Origin of the sequence: Cobetia sp. Ld8, assembly GCF_045066615.1 — a bacterium.
In the GTDB taxonomy this organism is placed as follows: domain Bacteria; phylum Pseudomonadota; class Gammaproteobacteria; order Pseudomonadales; family Halomonadaceae; genus Cobetia; species Cobetia amphilecti.
Genome location: NZ_JBISHF010000007.1, coordinates 743,281 through 762,876, shown reverse-complemented (window position 1 = coordinate 762,876; position 19,596 = coordinate 743,281). Strand labels below are relative to the sequence as shown.

At 62.9% G+C, this 19,596-nt stretch carries 14 protein-coding genes; 10 read left to right on the top strand and 4 right to left on the bottom strand.

Features of this window, described 5'->3' with window-relative positions:
- Nucleotides 1-398 precede the first annotated feature (398 nt).
- The 10 genes from ACJJV2_RS08070 to ACJJV2_RS08025 all read left to right on the top strand — a co-directional run bounded on the left by ACJJV2_RS08070 (nucleotide 399) and on the right by ACJJV2_RS08025 (nucleotide 15,054).
- A complete protein-coding gene (locus tag ACJJV2_RS08070) occupies nucleotides 399-2,876 on the top strand; it encodes a cache domain-containing protein (RefSeq protein ID WP_405279821.1) in 2,478 nt (825 codons plus the stop codon).
- Nucleotides 2,877-3,188: 312 nt separating this feature from the next.
- Nucleotides 3,189-3,986, top strand: a complete 798-nt coding sequence (locus tag ACJJV2_RS08065; RefSeq protein WP_405279818.1) for a FadR/GntR family transcriptional regulator — start codon at nucleotides 3,189-3,191, stop codon at nucleotides 3,984-3,986.
- A 97-nt stretch (nucleotides 3,987-4,083) separates the two neighbouring features.
- On the top strand, nucleotides 4,084-5,232 hold the full coding sequence (dgoD, locus tag ACJJV2_RS08060; protein ID WP_054556643.1) for a galactonate dehydratase: 1,149 nt from the start codon (nucleotides 4,084-4,086) through the stop codon (nucleotides 5,230-5,232).
- Nucleotides 5,233-5,328: 96 nt separating this feature from the next.
- A complete protein-coding gene (locus ACJJV2_RS08055; RefSeq protein ID WP_405279814.1) occupies nucleotides 5,329-6,126 on the top strand; it encodes an SDR family NAD(P)-dependent oxidoreductase in 798 nt (265 codons plus the stop codon).
- Nucleotides 6,123-7,178: a 2-dehydro-3-deoxygalactonokinase gene (locus ACJJV2_RS08050; RefSeq protein WP_405279811.1), complete on the top strand. Its 1,056-nt coding sequence runs from the start codon at nucleotides 6,123-6,125 to the stop codon at nucleotides 7,176-7,178. Before ACJJV2_RS08055 ends, ACJJV2_RS08050 begins: the two co-directional genes overlap by 4 nt.
- Before the next feature lie 106 nt (nucleotides 7,179-7,284).
- On the top strand, nucleotides 7,285-7,899 hold the full coding sequence (locus ACJJV2_RS08045; RefSeq protein ID WP_216060643.1) for a 2-dehydro-3-deoxy-6-phosphogalactonate aldolase: 615 nt from the start codon (nucleotides 7,285-7,287) through the stop codon (nucleotides 7,897-7,899).
- A 40-nt stretch (nucleotides 7,900-7,939) separates the two neighbouring features.
- The gene (locus tag ACJJV2_RS08040) at nucleotides 7,940-8,866 is read left to right on the top strand and encodes an SMP-30/gluconolactonase/LRE family protein (protein ID WP_405279808.1); all 927 of its coding nucleotides are present in this window, start codon (nucleotides 7,940-7,942) and stop codon (nucleotides 8,864-8,866) included.
- A gap of 45 nt (nucleotides 8,867-8,911) precedes the next feature.
- On the top strand, nucleotides 8,912-11,134 hold the full coding sequence (locus tag ACJJV2_RS08035) for an alpha-galactosidase (protein WP_405279805.1): 2,223 nt from the start codon (nucleotides 8,912-8,914) through the stop codon (nucleotides 11,132-11,134).
- A 70-nt stretch (nucleotides 11,135-11,204) separates the two neighbouring features.
- On the top strand, nucleotides 11,205-13,181 hold the full coding sequence (locus ACJJV2_RS08030) for a beta-galactosidase (protein WP_405279802.1): 1,977 nt from the start codon (nucleotides 11,205-11,207) through the stop codon (nucleotides 13,179-13,181).
- Between the two features lie 484 nt (nucleotides 13,182-13,665).
- The gene (locus ACJJV2_RS08025; RefSeq protein ID WP_405279799.1) at nucleotides 13,666-15,054 is read left to right on the top strand and encodes a GntP family permease; all 1,389 of its coding nucleotides are present in this window, start codon (nucleotides 13,666-13,668) and stop codon (nucleotides 15,052-15,054) included.
- Nucleotides 15,055-15,206: 152 nt separating this feature from the next.
- On the opposite strand, the gene ACJJV2_RS08020 is transcribed toward ACJJV2_RS08025, so the two are convergent.
- The 4 genes from ACJJV2_RS08020 to ACJJV2_RS08005 form a co-directional block, all read right to left on the bottom strand.
- Complete coding sequence (locus ACJJV2_RS08020) at nucleotides 15,207-15,530, bottom strand: hypothetical protein (RefSeq protein WP_405279796.1); 324 nt, start codon at nucleotides 15,528-15,530, stop codon at nucleotides 15,207-15,209.
- A gap of 140 nt (nucleotides 15,531-15,670) precedes the next feature.
- Entirely contained in the window at nucleotides 15,671-17,938 is a 2,268-nt protein-coding gene (locus ACJJV2_RS08015) for an FUSC family protein (protein WP_405279793.1), read from the bottom strand.
- A 3-nt stretch (nucleotides 17,939-17,941) separates the two neighbouring features.
- Entirely contained in the window at nucleotides 17,942-18,922 is a 981-nt protein-coding gene (locus ACJJV2_RS08010) for an efflux RND transporter periplasmic adaptor subunit (RefSeq protein ID WP_405279790.1), read from the bottom strand.
- Nucleotides 18,923-19,027: 105 nt separating this feature from the next.
- Nucleotides 19,028-19,270, bottom strand: a complete 243-nt coding sequence (locus ACJJV2_RS08005) for a DUF1656 domain-containing protein (protein ID WP_054556634.1) — start codon at nucleotides 19,268-19,270, stop codon at nucleotides 19,028-19,030.
- Between the last annotated feature and the right edge of the window lie 326 nt (nucleotides 19,271-19,596).

Below are 19,596 nucleotides of genomic sequence, written 5' to 3'. Positions count from 1 at the left end.
ATGAGCGACAATTTGACTTGCAGCTTATGCACGACACCTTCAACACTCGACCGGCGCGCCTCAAATCAAGATGTTAGCGAGCCTCTTCTGGACAGCCATAGACAAATAACAGATATCTTCTTGAAAGCCATACAGAAAACTAGCTTCATCATGCCCCTTTCAACGCCTGCTCGCAAGACATCGCGCGATACGCAAAGCGCGCAAGTGCCCTGAACTGGGGCTTCACGGAGTGTTGGGCACTCTCACTTGGCATCTGGACGGCAACACCGTAGCGTTGGCTAGATGACGTCGATACCTGAAACGACATCTCATGGGTGTTGCGCTAGCCGCTATGCTCGAAACAGTGCCATCATCGCCCTTCGCAGCGCCACCGCATCACTCATGGATGACGTGACTCGATGATCAAGGATAGTGATCTCTCTCGACATGGGCCAGATACCGGCCCGCCCGATCTTCGCTCCTCGGACAGACAGCGTCCGTTCGGCAAACCCTTGCGCCTGTGGCTGGGGTTGACCGCACTTTCCTGTATCTCGCTTGGCGGCCTGCTGGTATTTCAAGAATCGCAGAGTCGCGAACAGGACATTCTGCAGGCCCAGGCGACCCAGATGCTGGTCGCCAGGGAACGGCGTCAACAGGCCAGCATGATGGTGGAGCAGACACTGGGCATGATCGCCTCGCGACATCGCGATTACGAGCATCGTCTGCAACGTCTTCTCATCACCACCATGCGCTCCCCGTCACTGGGCATCAGCCATCTGAGTGGTCGTGATCGCTCCTTCGTCAGCACCGAACTGTTGCGCCAGTTCCCGGACCTGCGCATCAACCCGGACTGGATCGACATCGTGCAGCTCCCCACCACGCTCCACCCTGACTGGTGGAATCAGGAGCTGAATCAGCGCCTCAACGCGGGCATGCGCAAGGCACAATTCCTGCGCGGCACGGATGCCGGACTGGTGTTTGCCGTGCCTCTGGGGCAAGAGGAAGACAGCCCCGGCGCTGTACGCCTTGATCGTCGACAGCAGCCTGCCCCCTGGGCACTGGTGCATATCGACCCGAAGATGGTGGCCTTTCTGGTCGCCAATGAGCTGAGACAGTCTCTGCACGCGAGTATCGAGCGCGAGGAAAGCCGCTATGTCTGGATCAACGATATCCTGGACCCGGCCGGCGGTGAGGGCTATGCACGCCGCTTGATCCATCCTCTGCTGCCCGACACCGAAGGCAAGCTGCTGTCGACCGAGTACCAGGACAGCAGTGGCCGCTTCCCGTATCGTACCGAGCTCGAGGGTGTCTTGAACGGCAGTGGTATCTACTTCGATTACCGCTTCCCCAAGCGCCCGGGCGCCGAGCAGGTCGACAAGACCGCCTACGCCGCCCTGTATCCCCCCTTCCAGTGGATCATCGCCAGCGGCGTCTATCTCGATGACATCAGTGAAGCCGCCTTCCAGGCGCACGCAGACTTGATGAAGAAGAAGCACGCGCTGGAGCGTTGGCACTTCCTGATCACCCTGCTGGTGACCTTGATGCTTTGCCTGGCTTTTGGCTACGCCTTCCTGCGCCAGTATCGCGAGCGACAGCTGCAGATGCGCCAGCGCATGAATCAGCTGGAGCATGAGCTTGAACAGCGCGGTGAAGACAGGCTCGGGTCGGTGATGCGCATGATCCGCGACGAACGCTGTCCCGAGCGCTCGGGAGAAGACTGGCTGGCCGCCAATCTTGTCAGCGCCATCGCGACACGACTCGGGATGGACCGCCAGGAAATCGCCACGCTGGAGCGCGTTGCCATGCTGCATGATATCGGCAAGCTGGCGCTGCCCGACTCACTGCTGCGACCACGCGATGAACTGCATTTCGATCAGTATCACTTGCTGCGTCGCCATGTCGAGATCGGTGCTCGCATGATGGAAGACGCCCTGATGGCGCCCGCCGAAGCTGACCTGCTGCGTGCCAGCCAGCAGTTCATGCTCGGTGCCTGCAGCAGGTTGGCGCCGCATGCAAACGGCAACGCTGACGCGTCATCGCAGCTGTCGCAAACCTCTACAACACCTCCTTCTGAGCTTCCCTCTGCTCCTCCTAATACAGACATCCCACAGGCGGAGCAGGCCTCTACCGATATTGCTGCAACGTCGCTTGGCGAGACGTCGCTCGCTGCCAGCACTCTGGCGCTGGTCGTGCAGGTCATCGAGCTGGTGCGTCATACCGGTGTCAGTGAGGCCCAGGCGCTGTGCGATATCGAGCACCGTCATGGCCATCTACCGCCAGAGTTGCTGCAGGCGGCGCGTGAAGTGCTGACGGAGCAACCGATACCGCCGGCGCCCACCCTGCATCGACTCTGCCCGCAGCAGGTAGAACGTGACCCGAACCGGTGGCGCGACAGCCACAGTGGCTGCTTCACCCGCGCGCTGCTGGATGCCGCTCTCGAAGCGCTGGCCCGTGAGTGTCAGGACGCCATGGGGCAGCACATCACGCTGTGCCATCTTCGCCTGAGCCGGAAGGGAGGCGCGCGACGCGACGCTGGCGACAGGCAACTTGCGCCACTCGATGCTCAGCTTGGCCCGCACCTGAATGCCTGCTTCTATCCGTTGCGTGTCTTCCGCGTCAGCGAGGGCAACTTCATCGTGATGGGCCATCAATGTCGGGATATCTCGCCTGCGCAGAAAGTGACTCGCCGCCCTGAAGGCAATGAGCCACTGTTCGAGGCGCCAGCCAATGGTACTGCCTCGCCGCCCACCGCCGATTCCCTGACATCGCTGCTGTCATCGCTGGAGGACACTGCGACGCTGGAGGTCACGCTGCTCGATCTCTCCTGTGCCCAGACACTCAAGGAATGGCAATTGACCCTCAATGGCCACCTGGCTCGCTACCCGCCATCGGCTTGACCCGGTCATGGCGTTTTGCATGTGACCCGCTTCCCTATGACCCGCTTTGCATGTGACCCGGCTTCAAAAGGCCACATGACATGACAGGGGCCAGACATCGTGTCTGGCCCCTTTCGTTGTGGACGTACTCCTTTTTACTACCTTCTCGCGCGACCAAAGTTGAAGTATTTGCGTCTTGTTGAAATGTCCGACATTTATTAATGTGTGTTCAGACATTTATTCTGATGCTCGGAACCTCATGCGTCAGCGCCAGGCTCCAAGGCGGTGCGATGCAGTGACTCACCTGACCATCTCCTCACGACAGGCATCTCAATGACCGACTCTCTGGCGACAGCCGCGCTCGCCACTGACAGCGCCTCAGCGGACGACGCGACCCCGCGCAGCATGGAGGCCATCGCCACCTGCATGGCGCGGGAAATCCTCGCGGGCAGCTTCGGCCCCGGTGACAGCTTTCCGCGTGAATTGGACCTCTGCCAGCGCTTCGACGCCAGCCGCAACCGTGTTCGCAACGCCCTGGCTCAGCTGGTGAGCGCCGGGCTGCTGGAACGTACCGCCGGGCGCGGCACCATCGTGCGCGAGATGAGCGAATGGCAGCTGCTGGACCCGCTGATGAGCCATTGGGTCAGCGGTCTCGACGGTATCAACCCGGACCTGATGCGCGAGATCTACGCCTTCCGCCTCTCCGTCGAGCCCTATGTCAGTGCGCTGGCCGCGATGAAGGCCAATGCCCAGGACCTCGCGCGCCTGGAGCGCGCCTTCGAAGGCATGGTCAATACCGCCAATGACAGCTCGCGCGAGGCGCATGCCGAGCACGATGTCGTCTTCCACGAAGCCATCTACCACGCCACGCACAATCTGGTATGGACACAGCTTGGCAGCCTGCTGCGCCCTTCCATCAGCCAACTGATCCACAGTACTCAGCAGTCCGCGCAGCAGCATGATCACAGCCATCATCGCGCCAGCCTCGACCGTCACCGCGCGGTGATGGAGGCCATTCGCCTGCGCCAGCCCGAGATGGCACGCACCTGTGCCGAGCGGGTACTGGAGACCGCAGCGCGCGATCTCGGCTTCTCACCGGACCACCCGCAGCTGGGCCACCGCCGCTTCTGATGCTGATCGGGCGTCAGCCGATGACGACCGATTCCACCACTCGCTTCGCCTGGCGCTGAGCCTCGTTCAAACGCCCATTCTCAACAAGGATGCATCCGTGAAAATCACCCGACTCAAGACCTGGCAAGTTCCGCCGCGCTGGCTGTTCCTCAAGATCGAGACCGATGAAGGCTGCTATGGCTGGGGCGAACCGGTCATCGAGGGCCGCGCCGCGACCGTCGAGGCCGCCGTGCACGAGCTGTCCGATTATCTGGTCGGTCAGGACCCGCGCAATATCGAGCACCTGTGGAACGTGATGTACCGCGCGGGCTTCTACCGTGGCGGCCCGATCCTGATGTCTGCCATCGCCGGCATCGATCAGGCGCTGTGGGACCTGAAGGGCCGTGATCTGGGAGTGCCCGTGCACCAGCTGCTCGGCGGTCCGGTACGCGACAAGATGCGCATGTACGCCTGGACCGGCGGTGACCGCCCGTCAGATGTCGGCGCAGGCGCCAAGGCGCTGGTCGATCAGGGCTTCACCGCCTTCAAGATGAATGGCACGCCGGAGATGCAGATCGTCGATTCGCACAAGAAGATCGATGACGCCGTGGCACGTGTCGCCGAGGCTCGTGATGCGGTCGGTCCGGATGTCGGCATCGGCATCGACTTCCATGGTCGCGTGCATCGCCCGATGGCCAAGGCGTTGCTGCGTGAGCTGGAGCAGTTCCACCCGATGTTCATCGAGGAGCCGGTCGCGCCTGAGCACCTGCCGTCCCTCAAGCACATCGCCGAAGGCATCGCGACGCCCATCGCCACCGGCGAGCGCCTGCACACCCGCTTCCAGTTCCGTGATCTGCTGGCGGACGGCATGGTCGACATCATCCAGCCCGATCTCTCCCACTGTGGCGGCATCAGCGAAGGCCTGAAGATCGCCACCCTGGCCTCGGCCTACGATGTGGCGCTGGCCCCGCACTGCCCGCTCGGCCCGCTGACGCTGGCGGCCTCGCTGCAACTGGACGCGGTGTGTCACAACGCTTTCATCCAGGAACAGAGCATGGGAATCCACTACAACAAGGACAACGACGTACTGGATTACCTGGTCGACAAGGATGCGTTGGCGATCAAGGACGGCTTCTGCGCCATTCCGCAGGGCCCGGGGCTGGGCGTCGAGATCGACGAGGCCTTCGTCGAGGAGCGTGCCAAGGTCGGCCATCGCTGGCGCAACCCGCTGTGGACCCACGAAGACGGCTCCGTCGCCGAGTGGTAATGCTGAGCATGCCGCAACGCACACACTGACAACACAGACGCCATGCCAGGACAGGCCTTCCGCCGAGGGCCTGTCACGCTCAAGGAAGGATTCGACATGACTCTTACCGCATCATCCACGCCTGAACGCCCCGCCTTCGCCGACTTTCGCTACCCGGACCTCGCGGGTGCCAGCGTCTTCATCACCGGCGGTGGCTCCGGCATCGGCGCCGCACTGACCGAAGGCTTCCTCGCCCAGGGTGCCAAGGTCGCCTTCGTCGGCCTGTCCGATGCCAGCGAATTCTGTGACGCCATGGAAGCTCGCTACGCCAATCGTCCGCTGTTCATCCCCTGCAACATCCAGGATATCGAGGCGCTGCAGGCCGCCGTCGCTCAGGCGCGTGAGGCCCACGGCCTGATCAACGTACTGGTCAACAACGCCGCCCGTGACACCCGTCATACGCTGGATGAGTGGACGGTGGAACAGTGGGATGAATCCATCGCCACCAACCTGCGCCCGCAATTCTTCACTGCCCAGGCCGTCGCCCCCGACATGCGCGCGCTGGGTGGCGGCGCCATCATCAATCTGTCCTCCAACAGCTACATGCTGGGACTGGGCGGCTACCCGACCTACGTCACCGCCAAGGCCGGCATCATGGGCATGACCAAGGCACTGGCGCGCGAGCTGGGCCCGGACGCCATTCGCGTCAACTGCCTGATCCCGGGCTGGGTGATGACGGAGCGTCAGCGCGAGCTGTGGGTCAACGACAAGGACTTGAACGAGTGCATTGATCAGCAGTGTCTGAAAGAGGCCATTCCGGTCGAGGACATGATCAATCCGTGCCTGTTCCTGGCCTCCAGCGCCTCGCGCATGATGACCGGTCAGCCGATGGTGGTAGACGGAGGCCGAGTGTGAGCGCCGTCAGCGTCACGCCGGCCTGGATCGCCGTCGACTGGGGCTCCAGCAATCTGCGCGCCTGGGCCGTCAATGGCGACGATGCAGTCATCGCTCAGGCCAGCAGTGCCCGCGGCATGCTGGGACTGGCGGCAGATGAGTTCGAGGATGTGCTGCGCGTGCTGATCAATGATTGGCTGCCCGACGATGCAACCTCTCCCATGCCGGTGCTGATCTGTGGCATGGCCGGCGCGCGTCAGGGCTGGCAGGAGGCGGCTTACCTGCCGTTGCCTACGGAGAAGACGCCTTCCCGTGATGTGCTGAGGGCACTCTCCGACCAGCTGACCCATGTCGCGACCCGCGACAGCCGCCTTGCCGTCGCCATCGTGCCGGGCCTCTGTCAGCAACAGCCGAGCTACGATGTCATGCGTGGCGAGGAGACCCAGCTGGCGGGCCTGGTGGCCGCCCATCCCGACTACAGCGGTGCGGTGTGTCTACCCGGCACCCACGCCAAGTGGGCACATCTCGCCAGTGGCGCCATCACCGGCTTCAGCACCTTCATGAGCGGCGAGCTTTTCAAGCTGCTCAGTCAGGATTCGGTGCTCAAGCACTCCGTCGCCGCGGGAGATCTCAGCGACGCCACCCAGCGCGATGCCTATCTGGAGGGCATCGATACGGCGCTTGCCGCCCCGGAGCGCACCACCGCGCAGCTGTTCGGCATTCGTGCCCGCGATCTGCTCGATACGGCGCTGCCTGAGGCTGATGCTCGCAAGGCGGTACTCGGCGCACGCCTGTCAGGCCTGGTGCTGGGGCTTGAGCTGGCGGGCGCCACTGCGCAGCTACCTGACCACGCCACCATCACCCTGATCGGCGACGCCGTGCTGTGCCAGCGCTATCAGGTCGCGCTGGAACATCTGGGCTATCAGGTCACCACTGCAGCCAACGCCGACATGATTCTGGCGGGGCTCGGCCGCATCCAGCGTGCACGATCATCCGCGCAGGCATCGTCATCAGACCGTGGCTTGTCATCGGCCCGTGCGTCGTCATCGGATCGCGCCTCTGTGAGCCATTGATTCAGCATTTCTGGCATTGCCAGCCAGTGAGCCACGTCACTCCTCACTTCACACAGCCCTTATTCAAAGAGCTCCTCTTCAAACAGCCCCATTTCTGGAGATCGCCATGAGCCTGCCTCTGGTCGCCATACTGCGCGGTGTGACACCGCAAGACATCATCGCCATCGCCGACGAGATCATCGCCGCCGGCATCACCCGTATCGAAGTCCCGCTCAATTCTCCTCAACCGCTGGAGAGCATCGCCGCGCTGGTCGAGCACTGCGAGCGCGCGCATGGCGGCAAGATCCTGATCGGCGCCGGCACCGTGCTGACCCCGCAACAGGTGCGCGATGTGCACGCCGCCGGCGGCCGTCTGATCGTCTCGCCCAATGCCGATGTCGATGTCATCCGCGAAAGTCGCCGGCTGGAGATGGTCTCGCTGCCCGGCATCGTCACGCCGACGGAAGCCTTCGCCGCCCTCGCTGCCGGCGCCTCGGGTCTCAAGCTGTTCCCGGCGACTCAGGTCGGCATCGTCAACATGAAGGCCATGCTGGCCGTGCTGCCCAAGGACACCGAGCTTTATGCCGTCGGCGGCATCGGCAGTGACAACTTCGCCGAATGGCGCGCGGCGGGTGTCCACGGCGCTGGCCTCGGCACGGCCATCTACACGCCCGGCCTGAGCGCCGCTGAGGTGGGCGAACGGGCCCGCACTCTGGTCGCGGCATGGCAGGCGGCTGACTGAACAGCGTAAAGAGCCCACGGATATCGCAAAGGAGCAGCAGATGACGTCATCACCATGCCTTGGCACTGCCAGGCGCCTCGTCGCCAGTGGCTGCGAGCTGGGCGAAGGACCGGGCTGGACGCCCGCGACGAACACCCTGCCTGCGCGGGTGCGCTGGCTGAACATTCTCGCCGGCGAGCTGCATCACGCCGCCGCTGACGGCAGTGATCACGTCATCACTCAGCTTGCGCGCCGCACCTCCTACGCAGCCGTTACCCAAGACGGCGATTACCTGCTGGTCGCGCAGGGGATGCTCTCGCGCTTCAATCCCGAGACCGGCGCCGTGGAAGATGTCATGCCCTTCGAGGCAGACACGATGCCGGCCACGCGCAGCAATGATGCGCGGGTGGATCGCCATGGCAGTCTGTGGCTCTCGAGCATGGGCTGCAACGCCGAGACCGGCGCCGGCAGCCTCTATCGGCTGCATCGCGGTGAGCTGACCCGCGTGCTCGAGGGGCTGACCATTCCCAATGCGCTGTGCTTCTCGCCGGATGGCCGCTTCGCCTATTTCACAGACACCGTCACCGGTCAGGTGATGCGCTGGCAGCTGGACGCCGATGGCTGGCCACTCACCTCGGCAGGTGAATACAACGCCCCTGAGGTCTGGGCCGATCTGCGGGAGGCCGGTGGTGGCCCGGATGGCGCCGTGATCGATGCCGCTGGCCACATGTGGATCGCGCTCTGGGGAGGCGGCCGCGTGGCAAGGCTGGATCACGACGGCAAGGAAATCGCCCATGTGGCGCTGCCGGTCAGCCAGCCTTCGTGCCCGCTGTTCGGTGGCGAGGGGCTGAGCACGCTGTACATCACCACGGCGCATGAAGGCATGGCCACGCCGGATCATGCGGCGGGTGACGGTGACCTCTTCGCGCTGGACCTGTCAGCACACGGTTTCAAGGGACTGGCAGAGCCACCGCTGGTGCTGGGCTGACAACTGCCATTCCGTCTCTGATCTTTCTTTATTTCTGGACCTCTCATGATGACCGCAGACGCCCCATCTTCCCGACCGTCGGCCGCGCCTGACGCGACCTGGTCAAGCGATCAGCAGTGGTTGAGCCTGAGTGCCGATGGCATCCAGCTGCAGCTGGATCTCGCCGATGGCCTGCTCAAGCTGGCCCATTTCGGGCGCATTGCGCCCATCAATCCGGACCAGCACCGCCTGATGAGCGCTGCCGCCACGCCCCAGGCGAGCCTGGATCAGCTGCCGCCCAATACCCTGTTCAATGATGCCGGACTCGGCTTTGCCGGCTATCCCGCGCTGATCGGTGATCGCGAAGGCCGCGACTGGCTGACGGCGATGCGCCTGAGCGATGTGGCCTGCTCGACGGATGCCACCGGCGCCCACGCCCGCCTGACGCTTCGTGACAGCCTGAGTGAGCTGGAAGTGCTGCTGGCGCTGACCGTCACCCGCGAGGGCGTATTGCGTCAGCAGACGACCCTGACCAATCAGTCTTCAGCGCCCTACCGGCTCGAATGGCTGGCGGCCGCCTGCCTGCCGCTGCCGGTCCGCTTCGAGGAATGCCTGAGCTTCGGTGGCCGCTGGGTGCAGGAATTCACCGAGACGCGTCATCGTCTCAGCGAAGGCACCTTCACGCTCGAGAACCGTCGCGGGCGCAGCTCGCATCAACGCGTGCCGACGCTGATCACCGGCACGCCAGGCTTCAGCGAGCAGCGTGGCGAAGTCATCACCGCGCATCTGGCGTGGAGTGGCAACCATCGCGCCCTGATCGAGCGTCAATTCGATGGCAGCACCCAATTGCAGATGGGCGCCCTGCTGCTGCCCGGCGAACAGATGTTGGCCGCCGGCGACAGCGTGACCACCCCGGAAGTGGTGATGGCCTGGTCGGATACGGGCATCAATGGCGCCAGCCAGCGCATGCATCGCACCCTGCGCGCGCGCCTTGACTGGCCGGTGGCTGACAAGCCGCGTCCGGTTCACGTCAACACCTGGGAAGCGCTCTACTTCGATCACGATGCGACGCGCCTCCAAGAGTTGGTCGTTGCCGCCGGTGAGGTGGGTGCCGAGCGTTTCGTGCTCGACGATGGCTGGTTCGTCGGCCGGGATGGCGAGCGCGCCGCCCTGGGCGACTGGTATCTGGATGCCGGCAAGTACCCGCAGGGACTGGGGCCGCTGATCGAGTCCGTACACGCGCACGGCATGGAATTCGGCCTGTGGGTCGAGCCCGAGATGGTCAATCCGGACAGTGAACTCTTCCGCACCCATCCGGACTGGATTCTCGGGCTGGAGGGGCGCGAGCAGCCGCTGGGACGTTATCAATGCGTGTTGGACCTGACCCGCCGCGAGGTCTGTGACTACCTGTTTGCGCGCCTCGATGCGCTGCTCAGTGAGTACCCGATCAAGTATCTGAAATGGGACATGAATCGCGACCTGACCCACGCGGGCGGCCAGTCGGAGGAAGGGCGAGGCAAGCCTGCCGCCGATGCTCAGGTCAGCGCGCTCTACTCGTTGCTGGCCCGCCTGCGAAAGGCACATCCCGGCATCGAGATCGAGAGCTGCGCCTCGGGTGGCGCGCGCACCGATCACGGCATTCTGCGGCACACCCATCGCGTCTGGACATCTGACTGCAACGACCCCCACGAGCGCACGCACATCCAGCGCGGGGCCAGTCGGGTACTGCCACCGGAGCTTCTGGGCGCGCATATCGGGCCGCAACACGCTCACACCACCTCGCGACGCACGACGCTCGCCTTCCGCGCCTCCACGGCACTGTTCGGTCATCTGGGGCTGGAGCTGGATGTCAGCCAGCTCGATCAGGCAGAGCGCAGTGAGCTGCGCGGCTGGATAGCGAGTTACAAGGCGCTGCGTGGCCTGCTGCACAACGGTGTCAGCTGGCGCCTGGATTGCCTGGATGACCATCAGCATGCCCATGGCGTGGTCAGTCAGGATGGCCAACAGGCCCTTTTCAGCATCAGCCAGCTGGCCATGCCACGCCACGCTGTGCCCGCCGCCCAGCCGCTGACCGGCCTGCAAGCCGACACGGCCTACCAGCTCGAGCTGCTGGAACTTCCGGAGCACCCGGAGCGACGCATGAAGCAGCTGCCCGCCTGGATCAGCCGACAACAGGCCGGCGAGCCGGTCGTCGTCTCCGGTGAGTACCTGATGCGTGAAGGCCTTGCCCTGCCGGTGCTGGACCCCGACCAGGCGATCCTGATTCACCTTCAGGCGGTTGCGGCATGACCCGTGCCGCGCAGGCCTTGGTGGCGTGCGCGGCACTCGCTCCCCATTTTCAGCTTCAAGGATGAACCCCATGCAGCTCGGTGTTTGTTACTACCCGGAACACTGGCCACGTGATCGCTGGCCGCAGGATGCTCGCGACATGATGGAAGCCGGCATTCGTGTCGTGCGTATCGGCGAATTCGCCTGGAGTCGCCTGGAACCCAGCGCGGGTGACCTGCGCTTCGAGTGGCTGGATGAGGCCGTCGAGGTTCTGGCGGCGGCCGGTCTCAAGATCGTGATGGGCACGCCCACGGCGACACCGCCCAAGTGGCTGGTGGATGCCCACCCGGAAATTCTGGCCGTCGATGAGAATGGCGACACGCGTGGCTATGGCTCGCGTCGTCATTACTGCTTCTCTTCGCCGACGTTTCGTACCTTGAGTGAGCGCATCGTGCGCCTGATGGGCGAGCGCTACGCAAACCATCCCGCGATCATCGCCTGGCAGACCGACAACGAGTACGGTTGTCATGACACCATCCTCAGCTACTCCGCGGCCGCCCGCGCCCGCTTCCCCGCATGGCTCGAGACGCGCTATGGCACGGTCGAGGCGCTCAATGAGGCCTGGGGCACGGTGTTCTGGAGCATGGAAGTCAGCGAGTTCTCCCAGGTCGAGGCACCCGTCGGCACCGTGACCGAACCGCATCCGGCCATCGTGCTCGATTATCGACGCTTCTGCTCCGACATGGTGGTCGAATACAACCGCCTGCAGGTGGATACCCTGCGTGCCGCGGGTGTCAGCGGCGATATCGTGCACAACTTCATGGGCCTGTTCACCGAATTCGATCACTTCGATGTCGCCCGTGATCTGGATATCGCCAGCTGGGACAGCTACCCGCTGGGCTTTCTGGAGCGCGGTGCCCACGATGATGCCACCAAGGCCCATTATCGCCAGCAAGGTCATCCGGACTTTGCCGGCTTTCATCACGACCTCTACCGCGCCATGTGCAAGGGCCGCTGGTGGGTGATGGAGCAGCAGCCGGGCCCGGTCAACTGGGCGATCAGCAACGCCGCGCCCTTGCCCGGCATGGTGCGACTGTGGAGCCACGAAGCCTTCGCGCATGGCGCAGAGGTCGTCTCCTACTTCCGCTGGCGTCAGGCGCCCTTCGCCCAGGAGCAGATGCACGCTGGCCTGCTGCGCCCGGACGGCTCGCCCGCCTCGGCCTGGCCGGAGCTTTTGCAGGTGCGCGATGAGCTGGCGACACTCGCGGAACATGACACGACGACTGCCCAGCAGGCGCCTGTCGCCCTGATGTTCGATTACGCCTCCATCTGGGCCTGTCAGATCCAGCCCCACGCCGAGAACTTCAATCCGCTCGAGCTGTACCTGAGCTGGTACAGCGCGCTTCGGCGTCTCGGGCTTGATGTCGATATCGTCTCACCGCGCGCTGCGCTCACTGGCTATTCGTTGATCGTGCTGCCCTGTCAGGTGATCGCCGATGAGGCACTGGCGGCGCGTCTGAGCGCGGCGCGCGATTCAGGCAGTCGCGTGGTGATCGGCGCACGCTCCGGCTCGCGCACGCCGGAGTTTCAGATACCCGCGCAGCTGGCGCCCGGCGCACTCAGCGAGCTGACGGGCGTCACGGTCGATCGAGTCGATGGCCTGCGCCCAGGCGCCGAGCCGGCCGTCACCCTGAGCAACGGCGCACGCGGTCATGCTCTGCGCTGGCGCGACCTGCTCGATCATCAGCGCACCAGTGCACAGGTGGTAACGCGATTCGAGGATGGCGAACCCGCCATCCTGCATCATCACGGGGTCAGCTATCTGACCGCCTGGTTGAGTGAAGACAGTCTGGTGGCGATGCTGCAGGCGGAGTGTCAGGCCTGCGGCATCACCACCCATGCCCTGCCCGACGGGGTGCGTCTACGGCGGCGCGGGCCGCTGAGCTTCGCCTTCAACTATGCCCCCGAGCCGCGCTGGCTGCCGGACAACATGGTATCTGCCAGCGGTTATCTCGCGGGAGAACAGCAGATTCCAGCAGCAGGCGTCAGTATCTGGAAAGGTAACTGACGGGACTCATGGGCCAGCGATCATCATGACCAGATGCTGCAGCAAGCAAACAGCAGGTCATTGAAAGACTCCGCGCGACATCCAGATCGCTGCTGGCGACGTATGACTCAGTGACCACTGTTGGATCTCGCGACCAACAGGCTGGACGATCGACATTTGCGGCACTCTGATTTCACGGTTGTTTTCAGAGTGCCGTACTTTTGAGGCGAATCCCCCTTGCCTCACGGCTACCTGCTTGTTGCGTCAAATTTATAACTTAAAATAGATAACGGTATAAATATTGAGATATCACCATGCCTTGTGTCACGGCTGCTGCCACTTAAGGCGCATTGTTCTCATGTCAGACAATCTCTAGTGTGCTGGATGTCTCTGTATATAAGCCAATAAATAGCAAAAACAACAGGCCACGCACCTGTAAACAGGACAACCGTCGTCAATGGCAGACGACCCACGACTACGATAACGCCAACCACGAGATACCCCCATGAGTATTCTTGCCATTCTGATATCGCTCGGGCTGCTGATGTTCCTGGCCTACCGCGGTATCACCGTTCTCTTGCTCGCCCCTCTGATGGCCGCCCTCGCCGTCGTCCTGTCAGGAGATGCAGCCGCCCTGCTTCCCAGCTACACCGTGACCTTCATGAGTCAGCTGGGCGGCTATCTGGCCAAGTTCTTCCCGCTGTTCATCCTCGGCGCCCTGTTCGGTCAACTGATGGCCGATTCCGGGGCCGCGCATGCCATCTCCGAAGGCCTGGTCAAACGCCTGGGGACACGCCATGTGATCCTGACCGTGGTCCTGGCCTGTGCACTGCTCACCTATGGGGGCGTCTCGCTGTTCGTGGTCGCCTTCGCCGTCTATCCGATTGGCGCACAGCTCTTCCAGCGCACTGGCACGCCCAAGCGACTGCTGCCCGCGGCCATCGCCCTCGGCTCCTTCACCTTCACCATGACGGCACTCCCCGGCACGCCGGCCATCCAGAACGCCATTCCGATCCCCTACTTCCAGACCAACAGCTTTGCAGCGCCAGGCCTGGGCATCATCGCGGGCCTGATCATGCTGGGGCTGGGTACCTGGTGGCTGAAGGGACGTGCCAGCAAGGCTCAGACACAGGGGGAAGGCTACGGTGTCCACAAGGATGAAGCGCTTGAGGAATCCCCGGCACCCGCCGCACAGATGGGCATGATCACGGCGCTGATTCCGCTGGTGATGGTCATCGGCCTGAATGCCCTGCTGACCTATCTTGTCTTCCCGCGCATCGATTTCTCCTACCTGAGCGAGGCCTTCCCGGAGCTTGATCCGGCGGGCGCCACCGGCATGTGGTCGATCCTGATCGCGCTGGCCTTCGCCTCCACCTGGCTGGTCATTTCACGCTGGAAGCAGTGGGCCGACCTGAAGATCACCGTCAACAATGGCTGCTTCGGTGCCATGCTGCCGGTCTTCAATACCGCCTCAGAGGTGGGATATGGCGCGGTGATCGCCAGTCTGGCCGGCTTCGCGATGGTCAAGGAGGCAGTGCTCGGCCTGTATCCGGCCAACCCGCTGATCTCGGAAGCGGTGGCGGTCAACGTGCTGGCCGGCATCACCGGCTCGTCATCCGGCGGCATGAGCATTGCGCTGTCGACTCTGGGCGAGACCTATCGCGAGATGGCCGTCAATGCCGGCATCGACCTGGAGCTGATGCACCGCGTAGCGGCGCTGGCGGCGGGCAGCATGGACACCTTGCCGCACTCCGGCGCGGTCATCACCCTGCTGGCGATCTGCAAGCTGACTCACCGCCAGTCCTACGGCCAGATGTTCATGATGACGGTCGCCTTCCCGATGCTGGCCCTGATTGCGGTCGTGACCCTGGGCAGCCTCGTCGGCAGCTTCTGAGTCCTATCAGCTCCACAGCAGTGGGAAGTTTTCGAGCATGAGTGGAGCAAAATGACGCCAGGCCAATGACAAGAAGGCCAATGACAAGAAGGCCACCCATTCGGGTGGCCTTCTTGTTGAGAAATCACGCTGGCCAGCAACATGCTGGCACCTCAATAGACGTGGTGAGCCCGCTTCGGGTCCAGCGTCTCATGGCGTGCCCGCGTCTTGATCCACAGCGTCAGGTCATCGCGGTCGGCGCCGGGATTCTCGGCGACCCACTCGACGATACGCGAGGCAATGAATTCGGCATGAAACTCATCGTCGAACTGCAGCAGCATGAGGTCCTCGCCCGCCTGAGAGATGCGCAACAATACCTCGCTTGCCGGCAATACATAGAGATTCAACTCATGCAGATATTGCGTCGTGAAGGTCACGCGCCGAAAACGCTCGGGAACAGTGCGCCCACTGTTGCTGATATCGTTCATGAACGCCATGGCTCTCTCCTACAGTAAGGCGCTAATACATTTCGCTCATTTTTGAGCTGACCTTCTTATCATAGCGCAGAAGATATGCTGCGGACCGGTTTATTAGAACATTTTGTTGGAACCTGCATGTGGCGCTCATTGACGCGATATCAGCTGCGTTGTTGGCGTAGCGCATCACTTTGCAAGGTTAGCTGAACTCGTGTCAGCCAGCCCGCCAGCAACGCCTGCTTATGCCGACTCATGGTGTGATGTTGCTCGATCACTTCGCATAATCGGTCACCGGCCGCACGCATCCTGGTGGGACTCTCTCCTCGGGCACAGCGCTGATAATCATCCGCCAGCGCATGGATCAATTCGCGCAAGGCGTGCTGTACCGGGCGTGGCACCTCGTTGCCCAATTCCCGCCGCACGAAGCCTATGCCGCGTCCGATATCCATCCCTGTCAGCCCCAACGTCAGAAGCGGCATGCCGAGCACTTGCTGCTGTGCATCATCGGGCAGACCGCTTGCATTCTCGCCACTGCGGCGCGCTTCCTGTTCACGACTGCGAGTCTGCTCATGCCGGGCCAGGCGCAGCAGCCTGTCTCCCATGCGCCCGCCGAACCAGCTGTCCAGGCGCTCGGTGGAGCGTTCCGCCAGCTCACGAATATCACTCGCCGTGGCGCGAATCAGCTGACGCTTGTCCCAGCCGGCCCCCGGCACGGGAATCAGGCGGAAACCGATGATGGTCACGATCAGACCGATCCCGGCCGCCAGACTCCGATTGAGGGTATAGGCGACATCGAAGGTCATGCCGTTGTCCGGCATCACCAACAGAATGTTGAACACCACGAAGGGCAAGGCGATCCCCGCCAATGCAGGCACGACGGCCCCCAGCAGACCGATGAACAGGGGAATACTGAAGATGATCACGAAGGGCACGAAGTGCTGGGCGTGACTGAGCATGACATTGCCGAACAGCAATACGCTCGGCACCGCCAGCAGCAAGCCCTTGAGCACCATCGGAATGATCGGCGCCGGATCCCCGCGACTGACGAAGATGCCCGAGAACAGCGTACCCAGCAGCATGGCTACCGCACCGTTGTCCCACGCCGTCGCAAGCCAGAAGATCGCCGTGGCACTGAAGATGGCCATCGCACGCAGCGCATCGATGGCGGCGCGTCCGTGATCGCGGTGCCAGCTCATGCTTGGCTGACGCAGCTGATGACGGCCAGGATGATTGATGACCTCGCGTGCCTGCAAAATGACCAGCGCATGCCCCAGCACCTCGCGCAGACTGAACAGCAGCCGGGCTTCCAGTGCGGTGATGCTTCGCTGACCGCGAGACAGGCGCAGACATTCTCCGCGCAGCTCCTTGAGCGTCTTGCGCGCCTGGGCCGTGCCCTGATTGTCGGCCATGCTCTGAAAGGCAGCCCCCAGACGTTGCATCAGGTCCTGCGTCGGCTGACTGAAGCGTTCGGCTTCCTGTCTCTGGGTCTGGGTCTGGTTCTGCTCACCCGTCGGTGCTATCGCCTCACCGTCATCGCTCTGTGATGGCACAAAGAACTCGGGATGACGCAGCTGGTGCAGGGCCTTGAGGGTCGCGTAGAGACGCATGCTTCGCCGCGTCAGCAGGTGTACGCCGCGAATGCGCCCCTTGCCCTGGGGGCCTTCATAACGCGCCGAGTGGGCGTCGATCTCGAGATTGTTGAGCGCATCCAGCCCGGTCATCATCTGCTCGAGCATCGCCATGCGTTCGCGTTGCTGACCTTGTGACTGACCTTGTGACAGGTCTTGTGAATGAGCTTGTGACTGACCGGCAGTGTCTCGGTTTACGGCCCTATCCGCCTCGAGCGGCATCGAGAAGGCCAGCGCCATATAGCGGAAGGTGGCATTCACCGCCGTGTCCGAAAGCTGGCCGAGATGATCCCGCACACGGATCGGCCAGACCAGCGCACTCACGACGACAGCACACAGCGCGCCGAGACTCAGCTCGCTGAGACGTGCCAGTGCCACCGAGAAGAAGTCATCCGGCGCCGAGGACGTCAGCACCACGATGATCATGCAGGCCACCGCCGCCATCACACAGCCATAGGACAGATTATTGTGCGTCAACGAGGCGCCATAGATGCATAGCCCGATCCACAGCGTGACCGAACCCAGCGCCAGTTCCGGCACCTGGGCAAAGCAACCCATGATCACCACGGCCACACAGGTACCGACGAAGGTACCCGCGACCTGACAGATACCCTTCTCGACCACCATGCCCGACATCGGGCGTGTCTGCAGAAACGCCGCCGAGATCAGCGCCCAATAGGGGCGATCGAGGTCGAAGAAGAAGGCGGCGTAGAGGGCCAGCGCCATCGCCAGCACACCCTTGGTGGCGAACTTGAGCGCGAACGCCGAAGGCGTTAAGAAGGCGGCCAGAGCGGGAGACATGGATCAGTGCTTCCCGTCTTCGTCTTGGATGGCCTGAGCTGTCTCGACCGATTCCGCCTCGACAGGTGCCGCCTTGGCCTGCGTCGCCTCATCATTGCCATCTTCGGCAGTGATCAGCCTGACACTCGCCGTCATGCCGGCGGCAAGATTGACACCTGAGGCACGTACCGCCTCGATATCATCGAATTCCACCCGCACCGGAATGCGCTGCGCCAGACGCACCCAACTGAAGGTGGCGCTCACCTGGGGCAGTTGCTGGGCATTGGTCGCGGTATTGTCATCGGCGATGCCCTGGCCTATCCCCACGACTCGCCCCTTGAAGTCTTCATTGCCGCTCATCAGCGTGATCTGGACCGGATCGCCCGGACGCACATGCTGCAGCTTGGTTTCCTGGAAGTAGGCGCTCAGGTAGAAGGAGTCGTCCTTGATCAGCGCCATCACCGCCGTGCCTGCCGTGACGTAATTGCCCTGACTGAGGTGCATGTTGAGGATACTGCCGTCGGCAGGTGCCACCACACGCGTACGATCGAGATCCAGCTGCGCGGATTGCACCGCGGCTTCGGCCTGTTGCACATCAGCGCGGGCAACCTCGGCCTCCAGACGCGCACTGTCGCGCTCTTCCTCGCTGATGGCACGATTGGTCAAGCGACCACGACGATTGGATTCATGCTCTTTGAGGCTCAGGGTCGCCTTGGCACTGGCGAGACTAGCCTTGGCCTTGGCGAGCGCCGCCTCATAGCGCGCACGATCGACCTGAAGGATGACATCCCCCTCCTTGACCCGCGTGGTATCCGCCACGTTCAGCTCACGCACCCAGCCGGAGACATCCGGGCTCAGCGTGATCACCTCGGCGCGCACCCGGGCATCACGCGTCCAGGGACTGTACATGTAGGTATTCCACAGCCACACCGCACACCAGGCTGCAGCCGCCACCAGACATAGAGTGATGATCCATTTGACGGCTTTCTGTCGCAGGTTGCGCATGCGGTTTCCTTGGGGGATAGAGGGGCTGAGGGGAATGGGTGCCACGAAAGAGTTCTCGGGGAAATCAGGATGACGAATGACAAGACGCTGGGGCAATGACGTGCGTCACGTCACGAGGGCCACCACCGCCGCCAGACAGATGACAAACAGCGAGATATCGAACCAGGCCTCGAACCAGAGCTCGTGATTGGCCAGCAGACGATGCAGCAGCGTGCGTATGAGACCCGCCGCCAGCAAGGCGACCAGCGCATAGACCAGCATCGGGCTGATCAGGAATTCCCCGACCACCATTTCATGCAGCGCATTGAAGCCAGACGTAACATCATTGCCTGCGGCGATTTCCTTCATCGAGATGTCCTTGACTTGCGTTGGGCGAGAGCTGGCTTGCGTATGCGAGATCTGGCTTGTGTATGCGATAGCTGAATAGCGACTGCCATGCGTGCAATCAGCGTTCAACGATGGTGGCTGCCTGGCGTGCATTCAAGGCCCGAGGGTGAACTGTTCCACTGCGCGAATCTTGAGGGCAGCGTCATCGCTGAGAATATATGCAGGCTAACATTTTTCACCGCCGTACACCGTTGCGTGAGAAGAATCACCCCATTCCTTGCACAGCGCGCGACCAGAATCCGCGCTCCATTTGGCTGCGCGCTAACCGGCACAACCGAAATGGTCAC

What these genes read in the sequence shown, in the direction of transcription:
- ACJJV2_RS08070 (WP_405279821.1), top strand. Translation starts at nt 399, where the DNA reads ATGATCAAGGATAGTGATCTCTCTCGACATGGGCCAGATACCGGCCCG.
- ACJJV2_RS08065 (WP_405279818.1), top strand. Translation starts at nt 3,189, where the DNA reads ATGACCGACTCTCTGGCGACAGCCGCGCTCGCCACTGACAGCGCCTCA.
- ACJJV2_RS08055 (WP_405279814.1), top strand. Translation starts at nt 5,329, where the DNA reads ATGACTCTTACCGCATCATCCACGCCTGAACGCCCCGCCTTCGCCGAC.
- ACJJV2_RS08045 (WP_216060643.1), top strand. Translation starts at nt 7,285, where the DNA reads ATGAGCCTGCCTCTGGTCGCCATACTGCGCGGTGTGACACCGCAAGAC.
- ACJJV2_RS08040 (WP_405279808.1), top strand. Translation starts at nt 7,940, where the DNA reads ATGACGTCATCACCATGCCTTGGCACTGCCAGGCGCCTCGTCGCCAGT.
- ACJJV2_RS08035 (WP_405279805.1), top strand. Translation starts at nt 8,912, where the DNA reads ATGATGACCGCAGACGCCCCATCTTCCCGACCGTCGGCCGCGCCTGAC.
- ACJJV2_RS08030 (WP_405279802.1), top strand. Translation starts at nt 11,205, where the DNA reads ATGCAGCTCGGTGTTTGTTACTACCCGGAACACTGGCCACGTGATCGC.
- ACJJV2_RS08025 (WP_405279799.1), top strand. Translation starts at nt 13,666, where the DNA reads ATGAGTATTCTTGCCATTCTGATATCGCTCGGGCTGCTGATGTTCCTG.
- ACJJV2_RS08020 (WP_405279796.1), bottom strand. Translation starts at nt 15,530, where the DNA reads ATGGCGTTCATGAACGATATCAGCAACAGTGGGCGCACTGTTCCCGAG.
- ACJJV2_RS08015 (WP_405279793.1), bottom strand. Translation starts at nt 17,938, where the DNA reads ATGTCTCCCGCTCTGGCCGCCTTCTTAACGCCTTCGGCGTTCGCGCTC.
- ACJJV2_RS08010 (WP_405279790.1), bottom strand. Translation starts at nt 18,922, where the DNA reads ATGCGCAACCTGCGACAGAAAGCCGTCAAATGGATCATCACTCTATGT.
- ACJJV2_RS08005 (WP_054556634.1), bottom strand. Translation starts at nt 19,270, where the DNA reads ATGAAGGAAATCGCCGCAGGCAATGATGTTACGTCTGGCTTCAATGCG.